Consider the following 14,786-nt stretch of genomic DNA (forward strand, 5'->3'; position numbering starts at 1 on the left):
TTAACGCCACAGGAGCCGCAGATGATAGACCTCTACTACTGGCCCACCCCCAACGGCCACAAAATCACCCTTTTCCTTGAAGAAGCCGGCCTTGAGTACCGCATCGTGCCGGTGGATATCAGCGCCGGTGACCAGTTCAAACCCGAGTTTCTGGCCTTCTCCCCCAATAACCGCATGCCGGCCATCATCGACCATGCCCCGGCCGATGGCGGCCAGGCCATCACGGTGTTCGAGTCCGGCGCCATCTTGCAATACTTAGCGGACAAAACCCGCCAGTTCTGGCCCAAAGATGTGCGGGCGCACAACACCGTTAACGAATGGCTGTTCTGGCAGGTGGGCGGCCTTGGGCCCATGGCCGGGCAAAACCACCATTTTGGTGTTTATGCGCCGGAGAAAATCGACTACGCCATCAACCGCTACGTCAACGAAACCAACCGTCTGTACGGGGTGCTCAACAAGCGCCTTGAAGGCCGCGATTTTATTGCCGGCAGCGACTACTCCATTGCCGACATGGCCTGCTACCCCTGGATAGTGCCCCATGAACGCCAGCAGCAGGATCTCAACCAGTTCCCCCACCTCAAACGCTGGTTCGAGGCCATCGCCAAGCGCCCGGCCACCCTCAGGGCCTACGCCAAAGGCGAAGCGGTGAGCAACAACCGCGCCACCGTTACCGAGCAGGGCAAACAAGTGCTGTTTGGCCAAAAGGCCCGCACCTGACCGCAGCGGGCGCACTTGCGCCCGCCCATCGCTTTGCCGACAATGCACTTTTGTGCCCAGGCCCGGCCCTTGTTATGTTCGACCCCATCGCCTTTCGCGCCCAATTTCCCAGCCTCTGCCAGCCCGAGATCTACCTCGACAACGGCGCCAGCACCCAAACCGCTGCGGCGGTTCTTAACGCCATGGACAGCTACTACCGCGAATACCGGGCCAATGTGCATCGCGGCAGCCACAGTTGGGCTGAGCGCGCCACCAGCGCCGTGGAAGCAGCCAGGGACAGCATTCAGAGCCTTATCAATGCCGCCGACCGCCGGGCCGTGGTTTTTACCAGCGGCACCACCGCCGCCATCAATCTCGTGGCCTGGGGGCTGATTGATTACTTCCAGCCCGGTGACCGGATCTTGGTCAGCGCCATGGAGCACCACGCCAACCTGGTGCCCTGGCAGCTGCTGGCCAGGCGCACCGGCGCCGTTATCGAGGTTATCCCCCTAAAGGACGATGCCAGCCTGGACATGGCCGCCTATGAGGCGCTGCTGGCCAACAAACCCAAGCTGGTGGCCTGCTGCCATGTGTCCAACACCCTGGGGCTGATAAACCCGGTGGAGGCCATCTGCGCCAAGGCCCGCCAGGCCGGGGCCCTGACCCTTATCGACGGCGCCCAGGCCATCGCCCACCTCAAGGTGGATATTCAGGCTATCGGCTGCGATTTTTACGCCTTCTCCGGCCATAAGATGTTTGGCCCTACCGGGGTGGGAGTGTTGGCCGGGCGCCTTGAGAGCCTGGGGGAGTTGCTGCCCTTTATGGGGGGCGGCGAGATGATCGACAAGGTGAGCTTTGAGGGCGTCACCTTCAACGCCCTGCCCCACCGCCTGGAAGCGGGCACCGGCCCCATCAGCGAGATAATCGGCCTGGGGGCGGCGGCAAACATGCTGCAATCCTTGGACGCATCAGCCTACGAAGCCGAGCTCACCGCCTTGTTGCTGGACGGCCTTGCGGCGCTGCCGGTCAAGGTGCTGGGCCAGGGGCCAAGGGTGAGTCTGGTATCCATCAGCGTCGACGGGGTGCACCATAGCGATCTGGCCCATTACCTTGCCGGCAAGGGCATTGCGGTGCGGGCCGGCCACCACTGCACCCAGCCACTGCATCAGCTGTTGGGCTTGCCGGGCTCGCTGCGCCTGGCAGTTGCGCCCTACAATACAAAGCAGGAGCTGCAACATTGCCTGGCCGCCCTGGCCGAGGCGATAGCACTATTTCAGGAGATGGCATGAGCCTGTTTGACGACTTTGCCGCCGAGAAGCACTTCGAAGGTCGCACCCGTTTTTTGCTGAGCCTGGCCCGCACCTTGCCGCTGCTGGACAGCAAATCCGCCAGTGATGAAGTGAGCGGCTGCGAGGCCAAAACCTGGCTGCATCTTGACACCAGCACGGGCCGGGTCAACCTGCGCGGCGACAGCGAAGCGCGCATTGTCAAAGGGTTGATGGCGCTGCTGTTCAGCCTGTTTGAAGGCCTGCCTGTCAAAGACGCCAAGGCCATTAACGCCCGCCAAGCCTTCGAGCAGGCAGGCCTTGCCCGCTTTTTAAGCCCTAGCCGCAGCAACGGCCTTTACGCCATGTTGGAGCGCATCGAACAGGGCCTTGCTTGATATGGACGAAGTGCCAGCGCACTTTGCCAGCCAACTTGAGCGCACCCATCGCCAAGCATGGATAGCGGTTGCCGCCACCAACGCCAGTTCGATTCATTAACAGGGAAGCTCATGCTGGCAGGATTGCTGTACGCCATCGCCGCAGGCCTATTGTGGGGCCTTATCTTTATCGGCCCGCTGCTGGTGCCCGATTACCCGGCCGCCTTGCAATCAACCGGCCGCTATCTCGCCCTTGGATTGGTGGCGCTGCCCCTTGCCTGGCAGCAGCGCCGGGCGCTGGCTACCCTCAGCCGGCGCGACTGGCAACTGGCGTTGCTGCTGGCCCTTATCGGCAACCTTTTGTATTACTGCGGGGTAGCCGGTGCCGTGCTGCGGGTGGGCGCACCCATCGCCACCATGGTGGTGGGCACCTTGCCGGTGGTGATTGCCTTGGCCGCCAACTTTTTATACCGCGACCAAGAAGGGCAGTTGCGTTGGCCGGTAATGAGCGCGGCAGTGGCGCTGATGCTGGCCGGGTTGGGGCTGGTCAATATCAGTGAACTCAAAAGCGGCGCGGCCCACCTTGGCGGCGGGCACTATCTGGAAGGCTTGTTGCTGGCGTTTTTTGCGGTGGCCTGCTGGAGCTGGTACGCCCTTAAAAATGCCCGCTGGCTGCGCACCAACCCAAGGCGCTCGCCGGCGGCCTGGGCCACGGCGCAGGGTCTGGCCACCTTGCCGTTATCAGTGCTGGGTTTTGCCCTGGCAAGCCTCTACCTGCACCTTGAGCAGCCGCAGTTTCCGTTGCCGCTGGGGCCACGCCCCGGCATCTTTGTGGCGCTGATGCTGGCCATTGCGGTGCTCTGTTCCTGGTTGGGTACCTTGTGCTGGAATGCCGCCAGCCAGCGCCTGCCGACCGTGCTGATGGGGCCGATGGCGGCCTTTGAGATCCTCACCGGCCTTGGCTACAGCTACGCCCTTCGCGGCCAATGGCCTGACGGCGCTACCTTGGCCGGTGTGCTTTGCATGGTGCTGGCCGTGGTGCTGACGGTGGCCGCCAAACACCGAAGCGCTAGGGCTTAACGCCGGTCAGTTTTTCGATGACCTTCGCCACCGCCACCAGGCCAAAGGTGGCAGTGACCACCATGGAAGCGCCAAATCCCGAGGCACAGTCCATGCGCATGGAGCCGTCGGCTTGCTTGGTGGCGCACACGGTACCGTCGGGCTTAGGGTATTTGAGGGCTTCCGAGGAAAACACACAGTCCACCCCGAACTTGCGGGTCTTGGAGAAGTGGTAGTTGCGGCGCAAGCGCTCTTTTAACTTACGGGCCAGGGGGTCTTGGATGGTTTTGGTAAGATCCGCCACCTGCACCTGGGTAGGGTCAACCTGGCCACCGGCGCCGCCCATGGTGATGATGCGTATCTTGTTGCGCTTGCAATGGGCGATCATGGCCGCCTTCGCGCCCAAAGAATCAGTTGCATCAATCACATAGTCAAAGCCAGCAGCCAAAAGTTCAGCTACATTTTCCGGGGTGACAAAATCATCGATGGCCGTCACCTGGCAATCGGGATTGATAAGGCGGATACGTTCGGCCATGACCTCGGTCTTAGGAAGACCCACTGTGGTGGTCAGGGCATGGATTTGACGGTTGGTGTTGGTGGTACAGACATCGTCCATGTCCACCAGAGTGATGGCACCCACACCGCTGCGGGCCAGCGCCTCGGCTACCCAAGTGCCGACGCCGCCGATCCCAGCCACGAAAATATGACTATGTTTCAGTACATTGGCCGCACTTTGGCCATAGAGCCGGATAATGCCGCCAAATCTGGTGTCGTAATCGCTCATCAGTTACCCCCAAACCCGGGCGCGCATTCTAGCATGGGCCGGGCTTGTAACTAATGGACTATTCCAAATTGACACAAAGAGACGGCATCATGGCTCAACTCCCCCAACCTGTTGGCGCATGTCGCCCGTTAAGGAGATAGCATGCAGGACGTAGTAATAGTCGCAGCAACCCGTACCGCCGTTGGCGGTTTCCAAGGAAGCCTCAGCCAGATCCCGGCCCACCAACTGGCCGCCACCCTTATCCAGGATACCCTGGCCAAGCTAGGCCTCGACGGCAGCCAAGTCGACGAAGTGCTGCTCGGCCAGGTACTGACCGCCGGTTGTGGCCAAAACCCGGCCCGCCAGGCAGCCATTCACGCCGGCCTGCCCAACATGGTGCCGGCCATGACCATCAACAAGGTGTGCGGCAGTGGCCTCAAAGCCCTGCACCTGGCCACCCAGGCCATTCGCTGCGGCGATGCCGATGTGGTGATTGCCGGCGGCATGGAAAACATGAGCCTGTCTCCCTACATCATGCCTGGCGCCCGTACCGGCCTTCGTATGGGTAACGCCCAAGTGGTGGACACCATGGTCAACGACGGCCTGTGGGACGCGTTCAACGATTACCACATGGGCATCACCGCCGAGAACCTGGCCGAGAAATACGACATCAGCCGTGAGCAGCAGGACGCCTTTGCCGCTCAGTCTCAGCAAAAGGCCGCGGCCGCCATCGAAGCTGGCCGCTTTAAAGATGAAATCACCCCCATCAAGGTGCCTCAGCGCAAGGGCGACCCCCTTGTCTTTGATACCGACGAAGGCCCCCGCGCCGGCACCACTGCCGAGAGCCTGGCCAAATTGCGCCCGGCCTTTAAAAAGGACGGCACCGTGACCGCCGGTAACGCGTCGAGCATCAACGACGGTGCCGCCATCGTGGTGATGATGAGCCGCGAAAAGGCCCAGCAGCTGGGTCTGGAAGTGCTGGCCCATGTCAAAGCCTACGCCAACGCCGGGGTGGACCCGTCCATCATGGGCATTGGCCCTGTCCCCGCTACCCAGCGCTGCCTGGCTCGCGCCGGCTGGAAGGTAGAAGACTTGGACCTGATTGAGGCCAACGAAGCCTTTGCCGCTCAATCCCTGGCGGTGGGTAAAGAGCTGGGCTGGGACACCAGTAAGGTCAACGTCAACGGCGGCGCCATTGCCATTGGCCACCCCATCGGCGCCTCCGGCTGCCGGGTGCTGGTCACCTTGGTGCACGAGATGCTCAAGCGGGACGCCAAAAAAGGCCTGGCGACCCTGTGCATCGGCGGCGGCCAGGGGGTTGCCCTGGCCATCGAGCGGGACTGATAACCGCGTTTTAAAAAAGGGGCCGGTTGGCTCCTTTTTTATTGGTTGGGTGCATTGATTTCAAGCCAGCGCGGCACCGCATCGGCCGGCAGCGGCCTTGAAAAATAAAAGCCCTGGGCCTGCTGGCAGTGATGTTTGGCTAAAAACTCAGCCTGGGCCGCCGTTTCCACCCCTTCGGCTATCACCTCCAGCCCAAGGCCTCTGGCCATCCCCAGCACCGCCAGGCTTATCTCCACCTCCCCTTGGCTGCCCGGCAGGTTCTGTACAAAGCTGCGGTCCAGTTTCAAGGCATTGATGGGCAGTTTGCGAAGGTACGCCAGGGACGAATAACCGGTGCCGAAATCGTCGATGGAAAGGCGAATACCACGGCTGCGAATGGCCTCGAGCATGGCCAGCATCGCCTCGGCCCGTTCGGGAATAAAAAAGCTCTCGGTGATCTCCAGCTCAATCAGCTCCGGGGCTATCTGATAGCGGCTCAGGCAGTGGTCCAATACCCGCAGGAAGTGCTCAGACTGCAATTGCAGCACCGAGAGGTTTACCGCCACCGGCACCCGGGCCAGGTGCTGCCACTTTTGAAGCTGCGCGCACACCATCTCCAGCACCTGGGTGCCCAAGGTTTCAATCAGCCCCAGCCGCTCGGCCAGGGGAATAACCTCAGCCGGTGACACTTGGCCCAGCTCGTCGTCATGCCAGCGCAGCAGGGCCTCCAGCCCTTCAAGGCAGCCGCTGGCCAGGTTGATTTTCGGCTGGTAATGAAGGTTGAGCGCCCCTTTGGCAAGGGCATGGTGCAGCCGTTCTTCCAGGCGCATTTCCTGGCGGGTACGCTCGCTCATCTCGCTGTTATAAAAGCGAAACTTGTTACGCCCCAGCTCCTTGGAGCGGTACATGGCGGTATCGGCAAAGCGCAGCAGCTGTTCTTCATTGCTGCCGTCACCGGGAAAAAGGCTGATGCCGATACTGGCTGACACAAAAAGTGCCCGGCCATTGATGTGCATCGGCTCGTAGATGGCGTCAATCAGGCGCTGGGCCAGGCATTCCAGGCCGCCCAGGCTATCGATTTCCGGCACCAGCACCGTGAACTCATCGCCCCCCAGCCGCGCCACCGAATCTCCTTCACGCACGGTTTTCTCAAGGCGACGGGCCACCTCGATAAGCACCCGGTCGCCGGCCAGGTGGCCGAGGGAATCGTTGATGCGTTTGAACAGGTCCAAATCCACAAACAGCAATGCCACCTGATGGCGATGGCGGCGGGCGTTGGCAATGGCCAGGCGCAGCCGGTCGGTAAAAAGGCGCCGGTTGGGGAGCCCGGTCAGCTCATCAAAATAAGCCAGAGACTGGATGCGGGCCTCTTTTTGCTTGCGGTCGGTAATGTCGGTAAAGATGCCGGCGTATTTGCAGATGGCGCCGCTGTCGTCATGAATGGCGGTGATGGTCAGCCACTCGGGATAGACCTCGCCATTTTTGCGCTTGTTCCAGATCTCCCCTTGCCAAAAGCCCTGCTCTTGGAGCTGGCGCCACATCAGTTGGTAAAAATCGTCGCCGTGGCGGCCCGAGCTCAGCAGCGCCGGGGTCTTACCCACCACTTCATCCTGCTGGTAGCCGGTCATCTCTGAAAAACTGGGGTTAACCGACTCTATGGTGCCGTCGGGGGCGGTGATCATGATGCCGTCCAATGAGGCATTGATCACCTGGGTGGCCAGGCGCAGGTGCTCTACCGAGAGCCGAAGAGCGGTGTCTCGCTCGTCCAGCAAGCGGCGCAGCTGGTTGACATATTCGTACTCGATATTGGCCAGCACGTCGCTGTAGGACAGCAGCCCTAAAAGGTCGCCGCTGGTGTCCAGCACCCCTAAGTGCCGGTAGTGCTGCTGCTGAAGGGTTTGCACCGCCAGCATCAGGCTGGCGCCGCTTGGCATGGAAAAAAGCGGATAGGTGGCAATGTCATCCAGGCAATGGCCGGACGGCTCGGCCACCCAGGCCACCAAGTCGCGCTCGGTGACAATGCCTTGGGCGCCATCGGAGCGCTCCACCACCAGCGCATCGACGCACTTTTCGGCCATCAAGGCCTGGGCGGTAGCAACGCTCTCCCCTGCCGGCACCTTGACCGCCGGGCGGCGCAGGGTGCTGGCCAAGTCGCGCATCAACAGGTAATGCTCAACGCCTTGAAAACGGATGATGTCAGATTGGGTCAACATGCCCACCGGTTGCTCGGCCTCGTTCAGTACCAACAGCCGCCGCACCTGATGGCGCTTGAGCAGGTTGGCGGCCTGCCCCAAAGGCAGCGCGGCCGGCACGCTTTTTACCGGGGCGTGCATCAAGGTGGAGATGGGCGCGGTAAGGCTGGCAGGGGAGGCTAAATCCAGGCGGCGCACGTCGCCTTCGGTCCAAATGCCCAGCACCTTATCGCCTTGTTGTACCAAGATGCAGCTGACCCTGGCCTGTTGCATCAGGCGGCAGGCGTCGCGCACCGTGGTGGCGGGCGGGCAGCTTAGCAAGCCGCCACTGATGATGCTGCCAACAGTGGGTTCAGCGCTTAACGAAAAAGGAGCAACGGCAGACATAGGCATTCCATGCAGAAATTCGCATGGAAAGCCTAATCAGAAAGCAAGGGCGAGATATTACGCTGGATCAAGTTCCCTATCGGCTCAGAGCAGATAACGGGCCACGTCGATGCTCCATTCGCTGGGGTCTTCGGCCTTTTCGATGGAATCGCTGGAAAACAGCAGGTTGAGATTCTGTACCGGCAGGTGGGAATGGCTGGCAATGGAATACACCACCTTGAGCTTGGGCCTAAGCGCCGACTCGGGGTTAAGCTCCACCACCACCGCCAGGCGGCCAGATTTAAGCCTAACCAGGCTGCCCACCGGGTACACCCCCATGCAGCGCACAAACTGGCGCACCAGGTTGTCGTCAAAATGGCTGCCGGCCAGCTCCATCAGCAGCCGCATGGCTTTGGTCGGGGCCATGGCTTCCTTGTAGCAGCGCTCGGCGGTAAGGGCGTCGTAGACATCGACAATGCTCACCATCCGCGCATACATGGACACCTCTTTACCCGACTTGCCTTTGGGGTAACCGTTACCGTCGATGCGCTCATGGTGGTTGGCCACCACGTCCATCACCTCCGGCGGCAGATCTTTTTCTTCGGCGAGGATAGCGGCCGAGTGCACCACATGGCTTTTCATCACCTCGAATTCGGCGTCGGTGAGTTTGCCGGGTTTCATCAAGATGGTTTCCGGCACCATCACCTTGCCAAGGTCATGCAGCAAGGCGCCGAGGGCCAACTTGTCGATAGTCTCCCGGGCAATACCCAGGTGGTTGGCAAAAATCGCCATCAGGATGCACACATTCAAAGAATGCTCCATCAGGTAGGCGTCTTTTTCGCGGATGCGGGTCAAACAGGACAAAGTCGTGGGGTGCTTGAGGGCGCCGTCAACAAAGGTGGAGGCGTATTGCTGGGCCACTTCCACATCCGGGATGCCGCCATCCGACACCAGAGAGTAGAAGTCGGCCATCTGGTCGCGGGCCTTGGCGTAAAAGGTGCGGCTTTTGGCCACGCTGCCAGACACCGCCGGCGCCTCTTCACTGGCAGCAGATGTATCAGGGGCAGGTGCTTCTTCTTTTTGCTCGGTGCGCGGCTCTATCCAGACACTGCTGACCCCGGCGCTACGCAGCGCCAGGATGTCCTGGGGTGATTGGATACGGCCGGATTTTTTCAGTCGATAGCCTGTGCTTTCTTCTATTCGGATGACCAAGTCACCCACTTTTAACGCTTCTATGGAGACGCAAATCTCAGGCATCTTTCCCCCTCACTGCCTGCCGATAAGCCAAAGGTGCCAGCCATGCACCTTGTCGGTTTTGCCCATCTGCAGGTAACGATACAACACGATTTCACCGCCGGGTAAGCCGCAGCCTACCTCAGCATCCATGTTAAAAAGGCTTTCAGGGCGCCCTTGGTGTAGGGCGGGTAAATCATTGCATTCAGGGTCCAGCGCCCGCGCTTGAGCACCGGTTTGGCCTTGGACAGGCTAAGCACCCCTTCCTTGCCATGGTAGTGGCCCATGCCAGACGGCCCTATGCCGCCAAAGGGCAGGTCCGGTGCCGCCACCTGCAACAGGGTGTCGTTGATACAAACCCCACCGGCATGTATCTCATCCAAGAGGCGCCGCTGCACTTTCTTTTTAAATGAAAAAGGATAAAAAGCCAGTGGTTTGGGGCGCGCTCGGATAAAAGCCACGGCCTGGGCCAGGTTGTCGTACTCGATAATGGGCAAAATCGGCCCGAAGATCTCTTCTTGCATCACCGCCAACCCAAGAGGCGGGTTGATAATAAGGTGCAGCCCCAGGCGCCGGCGGCTGTCGATTCTATCGGGTCCGCTGTGCAGCATCTGGCACCCGGCGCCTCTGGCCTCATCCAGGTAGCCACAGAGCCGCTGGTATTGGGCGCCGTTGATGACTGACGAGTAATCGCTGTTATCCTGCCAGTCCGGGTAGCGGCGGTTAAAGCCCGCCAGCATGGCCTCGGCCAGAGCTTGACCCTTGCCTTTGGGCACCAACACGTAATCGGGGGCTACGCAGGTTTGGCCGGCGTTGAAGCATTTACCGAATAACAGCCGCTCGGCCGCCAGCGCCAAAGGCACATCATCATGAATCAGGGCCGGCGACTTGCCACCCAGCTCCAAGGTCACCGGCGTGAGGTTCTCGGAAGCGGCATGCATCACCATGCGGCCCACCGCGGTTGAGCCAGTGAACACCAGGTGATCAAAGGGCAACCGCGAAAACGCCGCCGCCACTTTGGCATCCCCCTGAACCACCTGCACCACCGCCGGTGAAAAATACTGGCCAATCAGCCGGGCAAAGAGCGCCGAGGTAACCGGGGTGTGCTCGGACATTTTCACCAGCACCCTGTTACCGGCAGCCAACGCCGCCGTCAGCGGGCCTATGGCGAGATACAAGGGGTAGTTCCAGGGCACCATCACCCCCACCACCCCCAGCGGGTGATACTCCACCCAGGCTTTGGAGGGCCACAGGCTAAAGCCGGGGCTGCGGTTGTCTCGTTGCAGCCAAAAACGCAGGTATTTGAGGTGATGGTCGATGCCTTCGATAGCGGGCAATAGCTCGCCAAGGCTGGTCTCCATGGGGCTTCGGCCACCAAAATCGCTGTCGATGGCTTCTCTTAACTGCTGCTGGTTCTCTACCAGCAACAGGCGCAGGGTCTCGAGCCATTGGCGCCGGGTTTTAATTGTCGGGAATGGCTCGCTTTCAAAAGCACCCCTGGCCTGGTCCAGCAAATTGGACAGACTGCTTGGCATGCTTTGCACGCGGGGGAAGGTGGCCACTTTTCCTGACATGATTTCCTCTTACCGCCTTTCTGGCGTTTTTGTTCACGCTACGCCAAAGCCCGGCGTAAAAAAAGCCTCAGCCCTGCGTGGGGCATTCCACAATACGCTCGGAAAAGAGCCCCAGGAAGCAAGGCGGCTGTTCAAGCAGGCAAGGCAGCAGGTATAACTCGTCGTTTTGCACCCAGAAGATGGCGTTCTGCTCCAGCTTCTGGCCAAGAGCCAGGGCCGGGGTTTTCGCCATCACCAGCGCCCAGGATTTCTCGCGATGTTTAAGGTCTGGCGAGCAGCCCCAAAGGCTTTGCGCCTTGACGCCGGCGGCGGTGAGTTCAGCGGCCAATTGCAGGTCCCGATGGTGATTGGCCTGCTCGCTGAGCAGCTTTCCCCTGGGGTTGTGAGCAGTGACGATGGCAAAGTCCAAACGCTTCGATAGGGGCTTTGGCATCAGAAACACTGTGTTTTGATACAACAGCCATTGATCCATCGTGCTTTCCAGCAAAGAACTTTATGATTATTTTAGGCTTTGTAACAGTCTTTAGCCTAGTGCGTCAGCTTGTTAGGCCGCTGTTACATCGCTTATACTGCTCGCCCCACAGCAAGGACAAAAATTGAGCATCGAAGGGGTTTTACTGGAGTTCGGCAGTGCCGGCTGAACTTTATTGAATAGGTAGAACCCAAGTTAGCAGTTGTCGGTGTGGATTTAAGGGATTGTCAGCGCTTCGTTGCTAAAATCTCAGAACGTACATTAGTTAGTCCTTGCCCATTGTTGATGCAAAATTTTGAGTCCTAAAATTAGGTAAGCCCATGCAAACCCCTCATATTCTCATTGTTGAAGACGAAACGGTAACTCGCACCACCCTTAAAAGCCTGTTCGAAGCAGAAGGTTACGCGGTGGTGGAAGCCAGTGACGGCGCCGAGATGCATGATGTATTGGCCAACCATCCTATCGATCTGGTGATCATGGACATCAACCTGCCGGGTAAAAACGGCCTGTTGCTGGCTCGCGAAATTCGCGAGAAAAAAGATATGGGTCTGATTTTTCTGACCGGTCGCGACAATGAAGTCGACAAGATCCTGGGCCTGGAAATTGGTGCCGATGATTACATCACCAAGCCCTTCAACCCCCGTGAGCTGACCATCCGTGCCCGCAACCTGCTGGGCCGTACCCTGGCCAGCGGTAAGCCGGAAGAACACTCGGAAATCGAGCGTTACAAATTCAACAACTGGTCTTTGGAAGTGAACAGCCGCTCTCTGGTCAGCCCCAAAGGCGAGAGCTTCAAGCTGCCTCGCAGCGAGTTCCGCGCCCTGCAGTTCTTTATCGAAAACCCCGGTAAAATTCTGACCCGCGCCGAGCTTTTAAAGCAAATGACCGGCCGCGAGCTCAAGCCTCATGACCGTACCGTAGACGTGACCATCCGCCGTATCCGTAAGCACTTTGAATCCGTGCCGGAAACCCCGGAGATCATCGCCACCATCCACGGTGAAGGCTACCGTTTCTGTGGCGAAATCGAAGCCACTGAGACCGCTATCTGAGACTGACCGCGAACAAAAAAGCCGCCCCCTAGGGGCGGCTTTTTTATGGCCGGTTAACTGCGTTCATCGAGCCATTGGCGCAGCAGCGCCAAGTCCGATTGCCACTGCTCGACTATTTCATCCACCCATTCGTGAATGTTCTCGTCCCAGGCCGGGGCCTCGCCGTGCTGGGCATGGTTGGCCAATTGCTGGATGCGCTTAAGCCCCACGGCCGCAGCCGCCCCTTTAATTTTATGGGCCATCTCGCAGGTGGCTTTCTTGTCGCCGGCCATCAGGTTAGACTCGAGCACCTTGAGGTAGTCGGGCATCTGGTTTTCCAGCAAGTCTACCGACTGCTGCATGATGGGGGCGCCAACCGCCTCGACAAACTGGCTGAGGATATCGGTGTCGAGCAGTTTGTCTTCGTCTTCCTCGGTTTCGCGGCGGGTAGCCAATACCGCCCCCGGCTCACCGTAAAACTCGTCGATAATGGCGCTCACCGAGGCCACCGACAGCGGCTTGGAAATGGCGTCGTCCATGCCGTTTTCAAGATACTCGTCCTTGTCTTTAATGACGTTGGCGGTGAGCGCCACGATGGGCAACTCGGCAAAGCGCTCTTCTTCGCGAAGCGCACAAGCCACCTCAAAACCGGTCATGTCCGGCAGTTGGATATCCAACAGTACCAAATCAAACAAATGATGCTGGCAAGCGGTAAGGGCCGCCTGCCCGTCCATGGCGACCGTCACCTGGTGGCCAAGCTTGGTGAGCAGCGCCTTGGCAACGGTCACGTTGAGTTCGATGTCTTCGACCAGCAGGATGTCGAGCTTGCGCTGGGCAGCGGGTTCTTCTGCTGGCAGCGCCTTGGGTTTGTCGCAAAGCGGCAGGGTCAAGGTCAAGGTAAAGGACGAGCCCTTACCGGGCACCGATTGTACATCCAGCTCGCCGCCCATGGCCTCGGCTAGGTTGCGAGACACTGCCAGCCCGATACCGGTACCGGTGGCGTGTTTCTTGCCACCCGATTCCACTTGGTAATACATGGCAAAAATCTTATCCAGCTCGGCCTTGGGAATGCCGATGCCGGTATCGGTTACGGTAAAAGCCAGGCGGGTGCTGCCGGTAGGAGCCGGCTCCACCTTCACCGCCAGCCCCACCTTACCTTGCTCAGTGAATTTGACGGCGTTCCCCAAGAGGTTCCACAGCACCTGGCGGGTGCGGGTTGCGTCCATCTGCACCCGCTGCGGCAGCTCGCCCTGGCATTCAAACTGCCAGCCAAGGCCTTTTTGCTGGGCCATCAGCTCGGCCAAGTTGGCCAAGTCTTTGATAAAGGCCGGCAGGTCTTGAGAATCCGGCACTATGGTCAGGCGGCGCCGGTCGGCTTTATCCAAGTCGATGATGTCGTTAAAAAGGTTACCCAGGGTCTCGGCCGACACATAAATGGTGTTGAGGTAAGAGCGCTGCTGCTCGGTCAGCTCGGTGTCTTTGAGCATCCTGGCAAGGCCTACGATGCCGTTCAGCGGCGTGCGCAGCTCGTGGCTAAGGGTGGCAATAAACTGGGTTTTTTCCCTGGCGGCCTTTTCCAGGGCGTCGGCGGCCTTTTTACGCTCGGTGATGTCGCGGCCAAAGCCCAGCAGCCCCAGGCGCCGGCCAGAGGCAGAGAAAAACGGTACCTTGCGCATCTCAAACAGCGCCTTGCGGCCATCGGGGTATTGCAGCCACTGCTCGTAGGTCACCTGCTGGTTGTTGGCAAACAATACCTTGTCGGTTTCGATGGCCCGCATCGCCACTTCGTTGGGGTACACCTCGAAAGGCGACAGGCCAATAAGTTCTTGCTCCTTCTTGCCGGTCACCTCTTCTACCGCCTTGTTGCAGCCGTAGAAAATACCCTTCTCGTTGCGAAAATAAATCATGTCCGGCGAGGAGTTGATAAATGAGCGCAGCAAAGCGGTCTGTTCACCCAAGGATTCCTGGGTTTTCTTGCGCTCCACCACCTCAAGGCTCAGCCGGTCGATGGCGTCCTGGCGGGCAAACTCGGCCTTTTTACGCTCGTCTATCTCAAAGTTAAGCTGCTCGACCTTGTCCTTTAGGCTCTGGTTAAGCACTTTATCCTGCTCGCGCAGCTGCTCGAGCTGCTCGACCAGTTGGAAGAGATGGCGCCTTGAACGCTCGAGCTGGGCAATCATTTCCAGAAAGAAATAGAGGATCCAGGGCGCGGTCAGCAGGGTCAGCAGCAGCGGGGTCAGCAGATCGTAAACCGTGACGTTGCCGTGCAGCAGAATATCGGTGGTGCTGGTTCCCACCAGGCTCACCAGCAGAATAAGGCTGAAAAGGGCGATACTGAACCGCGCCGTTCCCAGACGGGTCAGCAGCTCGGTAAATTTCTGCGCCCAGGCTGTCATCATAGGGTGTCGTCCTCCACAACTGGGGGCATTGTCCTTTAC

At 59.5% G+C, this 14,786-nt stretch carries 12 protein-coding genes and 1 pseudogene; 6 read left to right on the forward strand and 7 right to left on the reverse strand.

What is annotated here, in order from left to right; translation table 11 throughout:
- Positions 1-21: 21 nt before the first annotated feature.
- The 4 genes from EDC28_RS00535 (at position 22) to EDC28_RS00550 (ending at position 3,418) form a co-directional block, all read left to right on the forward strand.
- Positions 22-717, forward strand: a complete 696-nt coding sequence (locus EDC28_RS00535) for a glutathione binding-like protein (RefSeq protein ID WP_123420311.1) — start codon at positions 22-24, stop codon at positions 715-717.
- A gap of 74 nt (positions 718-791) precedes the next feature.
- Entirely contained in the window at positions 792-1,985 is a 1,194-nt protein-coding gene (locus tag EDC28_RS00540) for an aminotransferase class V-fold PLP-dependent enzyme (RefSeq protein WP_123420312.1), read from the forward strand.
- Positions 1,982-2,359 (forward strand): SufE family protein, encoded by a 378-nt coding sequence (locus EDC28_RS00545; protein WP_050657711.1) that lies wholly within the window; start codon positions 1,982-1,984, stop codon positions 2,357-2,359. The genes EDC28_RS00540 and EDC28_RS00545 overlap by 4 nt, the downstream gene beginning before the upstream one ends.
- Before the next feature lie 111 nt (positions 2,360-2,470).
- Positions 2,471-3,418, forward strand: a complete 948-nt coding sequence (locus tag EDC28_RS00550; protein WP_123420313.1) for a DMT family transporter — start codon at positions 2,471-2,473, stop codon at positions 3,416-3,418.
- On the opposite strand, the gene tcdA is transcribed toward EDC28_RS00550, so the two are convergent.
- Positions 3,408-4,181, reverse strand: coding sequence for a tRNA cyclic N6-threonylcarbamoyladenosine(37) synthase TcdA (gene tcdA / locus EDC28_RS00555; protein ID WP_050657713.1), 774 nt, complete (start codon positions 4,179-4,181; stop codon positions 3,408-3,410). The genes EDC28_RS00550 and tcdA overlap by 11 nt on opposite strands.
- A gap of 141 nt (positions 4,182-4,322) precedes the next feature.
- On the opposite strand from tcdA, the gene EDC28_RS00560 reads away from it, so the two are divergent.
- Positions 4,323-5,504 (forward strand): acetyl-CoA C-acetyltransferase, encoded by a 1,182-nt coding sequence (locus EDC28_RS00560; protein ID WP_123420314.1) that lies wholly within the window; start codon positions 4,323-4,325, stop codon positions 5,502-5,504.
- 38 nt (positions 5,505-5,542) lie between these two features.
- Here EDC28_RS00560 and EDC28_RS00565 read toward each other — a convergent pair whose 3' ends face one another.
- From EDC28_RS00565 to EDC28_RS00580, 5 genes and pseudogenes are all read right to left on the reverse strand, one after another.
- Complete coding sequence (locus tag EDC28_RS00565; RefSeq protein ID WP_419179022.1) at positions 5,543-7,483, reverse strand: putative bifunctional diguanylate cyclase/phosphodiesterase; 1,941 nt, start codon at positions 7,481-7,483, stop codon at positions 5,543-5,545.
- A 45-nt stretch (positions 7,484-7,528) separates the two neighbouring features.
- A pseudogene (locus EDC28_RS20475) lies at positions 7,529-8,068 on the reverse strand (CBS domain-containing protein); the annotation flags it as partial.
- A gap of 78 nt (positions 8,069-8,146) precedes the next feature.
- Positions 8,147-9,298, reverse strand: a complete 1,152-nt coding sequence (locus EDC28_RS00570) for an HD-GYP domain-containing protein (protein WP_123420316.1) — start codon at positions 9,296-9,298, stop codon at positions 8,147-8,149.
- A gap of 113 nt (positions 9,299-9,411) precedes the next feature.
- The gene (locus tag EDC28_RS00575) at positions 9,412-10,848 is read right to left on the reverse strand and encodes a coniferyl aldehyde dehydrogenase (RefSeq protein ID WP_123420317.1); all 1,437 of its coding nucleotides are present in this window, start codon (positions 10,846-10,848) and stop codon (positions 9,412-9,414) included.
- Positions 10,849-10,915: 67 nt separating this feature from the next.
- Positions 10,916-11,320, reverse strand: coding sequence for a DUF3293 domain-containing protein (locus EDC28_RS00580; RefSeq protein WP_050657718.1), 405 nt, complete (start codon positions 11,318-11,320; stop codon positions 10,916-10,918).
- A gap of 320 nt (positions 11,321-11,640) precedes the next feature.
- On the opposite strand from EDC28_RS00580, the gene arcA reads away from it, so the two are divergent.
- Complete coding sequence (gene arcA / locus EDC28_RS00585) at positions 11,641-12,369, forward strand: two-component system response regulator ArcA (protein ID WP_123420318.1); 729 nt, start codon at positions 11,641-11,643, stop codon at positions 12,367-12,369.
- A gap of 53 nt (positions 12,370-12,422) precedes the next feature.
- On the opposite strand, the gene arcB is transcribed toward arcA, so the two are convergent.
- Complete coding sequence (gene arcB / locus EDC28_RS00590; RefSeq protein ID WP_123420319.1) at positions 12,423-14,747, reverse strand: aerobic respiration two-component sensor histidine kinase ArcB; 2,325 nt, start codon at positions 14,745-14,747, stop codon at positions 12,423-12,425.
- Between the last annotated feature and the right edge of the window lie 39 nt (positions 14,748-14,786).

The sequence above is a fragment of the Gallaecimonas pentaromativorans genome, assembly GCF_003751625.1.
GTDB classification, from domain to species: domain Bacteria; phylum Pseudomonadota; class Gammaproteobacteria; order Enterobacterales; family Gallaecimonadaceae; genus Gallaecimonas; species Gallaecimonas pentaromativorans.

Excerpts from the sequence above, each read along its gene's own strand:
- EDC28_RS00535 (WP_123420311.1), top strand. The coding sequence starts at position 22 with ATGATAGACCTCTACTACTGGCCCACCCCCAACGGCCACAAAATCACC.
- EDC28_RS00540 (WP_123420312.1), top strand. The coding sequence starts at position 792 with ATGTTCGACCCCATCGCCTTTCGCGCCCAATTTCCCAGCCTCTGCCAG.
- EDC28_RS00545 (WP_050657711.1), top strand. The coding sequence starts at position 1,982 with ATGAGCCTGTTTGACGACTTTGCCGCCGAGAAGCACTTCGAAGGTCGC.
- EDC28_RS00550 (WP_123420313.1), top strand. The coding sequence starts at position 2,471 with ATGCTGGCAGGATTGCTGTACGCCATCGCCGCAGGCCTATTGTGGGGC.
- tcdA (WP_050657713.1), bottom strand. The coding sequence starts at position 4,181 with ATGAGCGATTACGACACCAGATTTGGCGGCATTATCCGGCTCTATGGC.
- EDC28_RS00560 (WP_123420314.1), top strand. The coding sequence starts at position 4,323 with ATGCAGGACGTAGTAATAGTCGCAGCAACCCGTACCGCCGTTGGCGGT.
- EDC28_RS00570 (WP_123420316.1), bottom strand. The coding sequence starts at position 9,298 with ATGCCTGAGATTTGCGTCTCCATAGAAGCGTTAAAAGTGGGTGACTTG.
- EDC28_RS00575 (WP_123420317.1), bottom strand. The coding sequence starts at position 10,848 with ATGTCAGGAAAAGTGGCCACCTTCCCCCGCGTGCAAAGCATGCCAAGC.
- EDC28_RS00580 (WP_050657718.1), bottom strand. The coding sequence starts at position 11,320 with ATGGATCAATGGCTGTTGTATCAAAACACAGTGTTTCTGATGCCAAAG.
- arcA (WP_123420318.1), top strand. The coding sequence starts at position 11,641 with ATGCAAACCCCTCATATTCTCATTGTTGAAGACGAAACGGTAACTCGC.
- arcB (WP_123420319.1), bottom strand. The coding sequence starts at position 14,747 with ATGATGACAGCCTGGGCGCAGAAATTTACCGAGCTGCTGACCCGTCTG.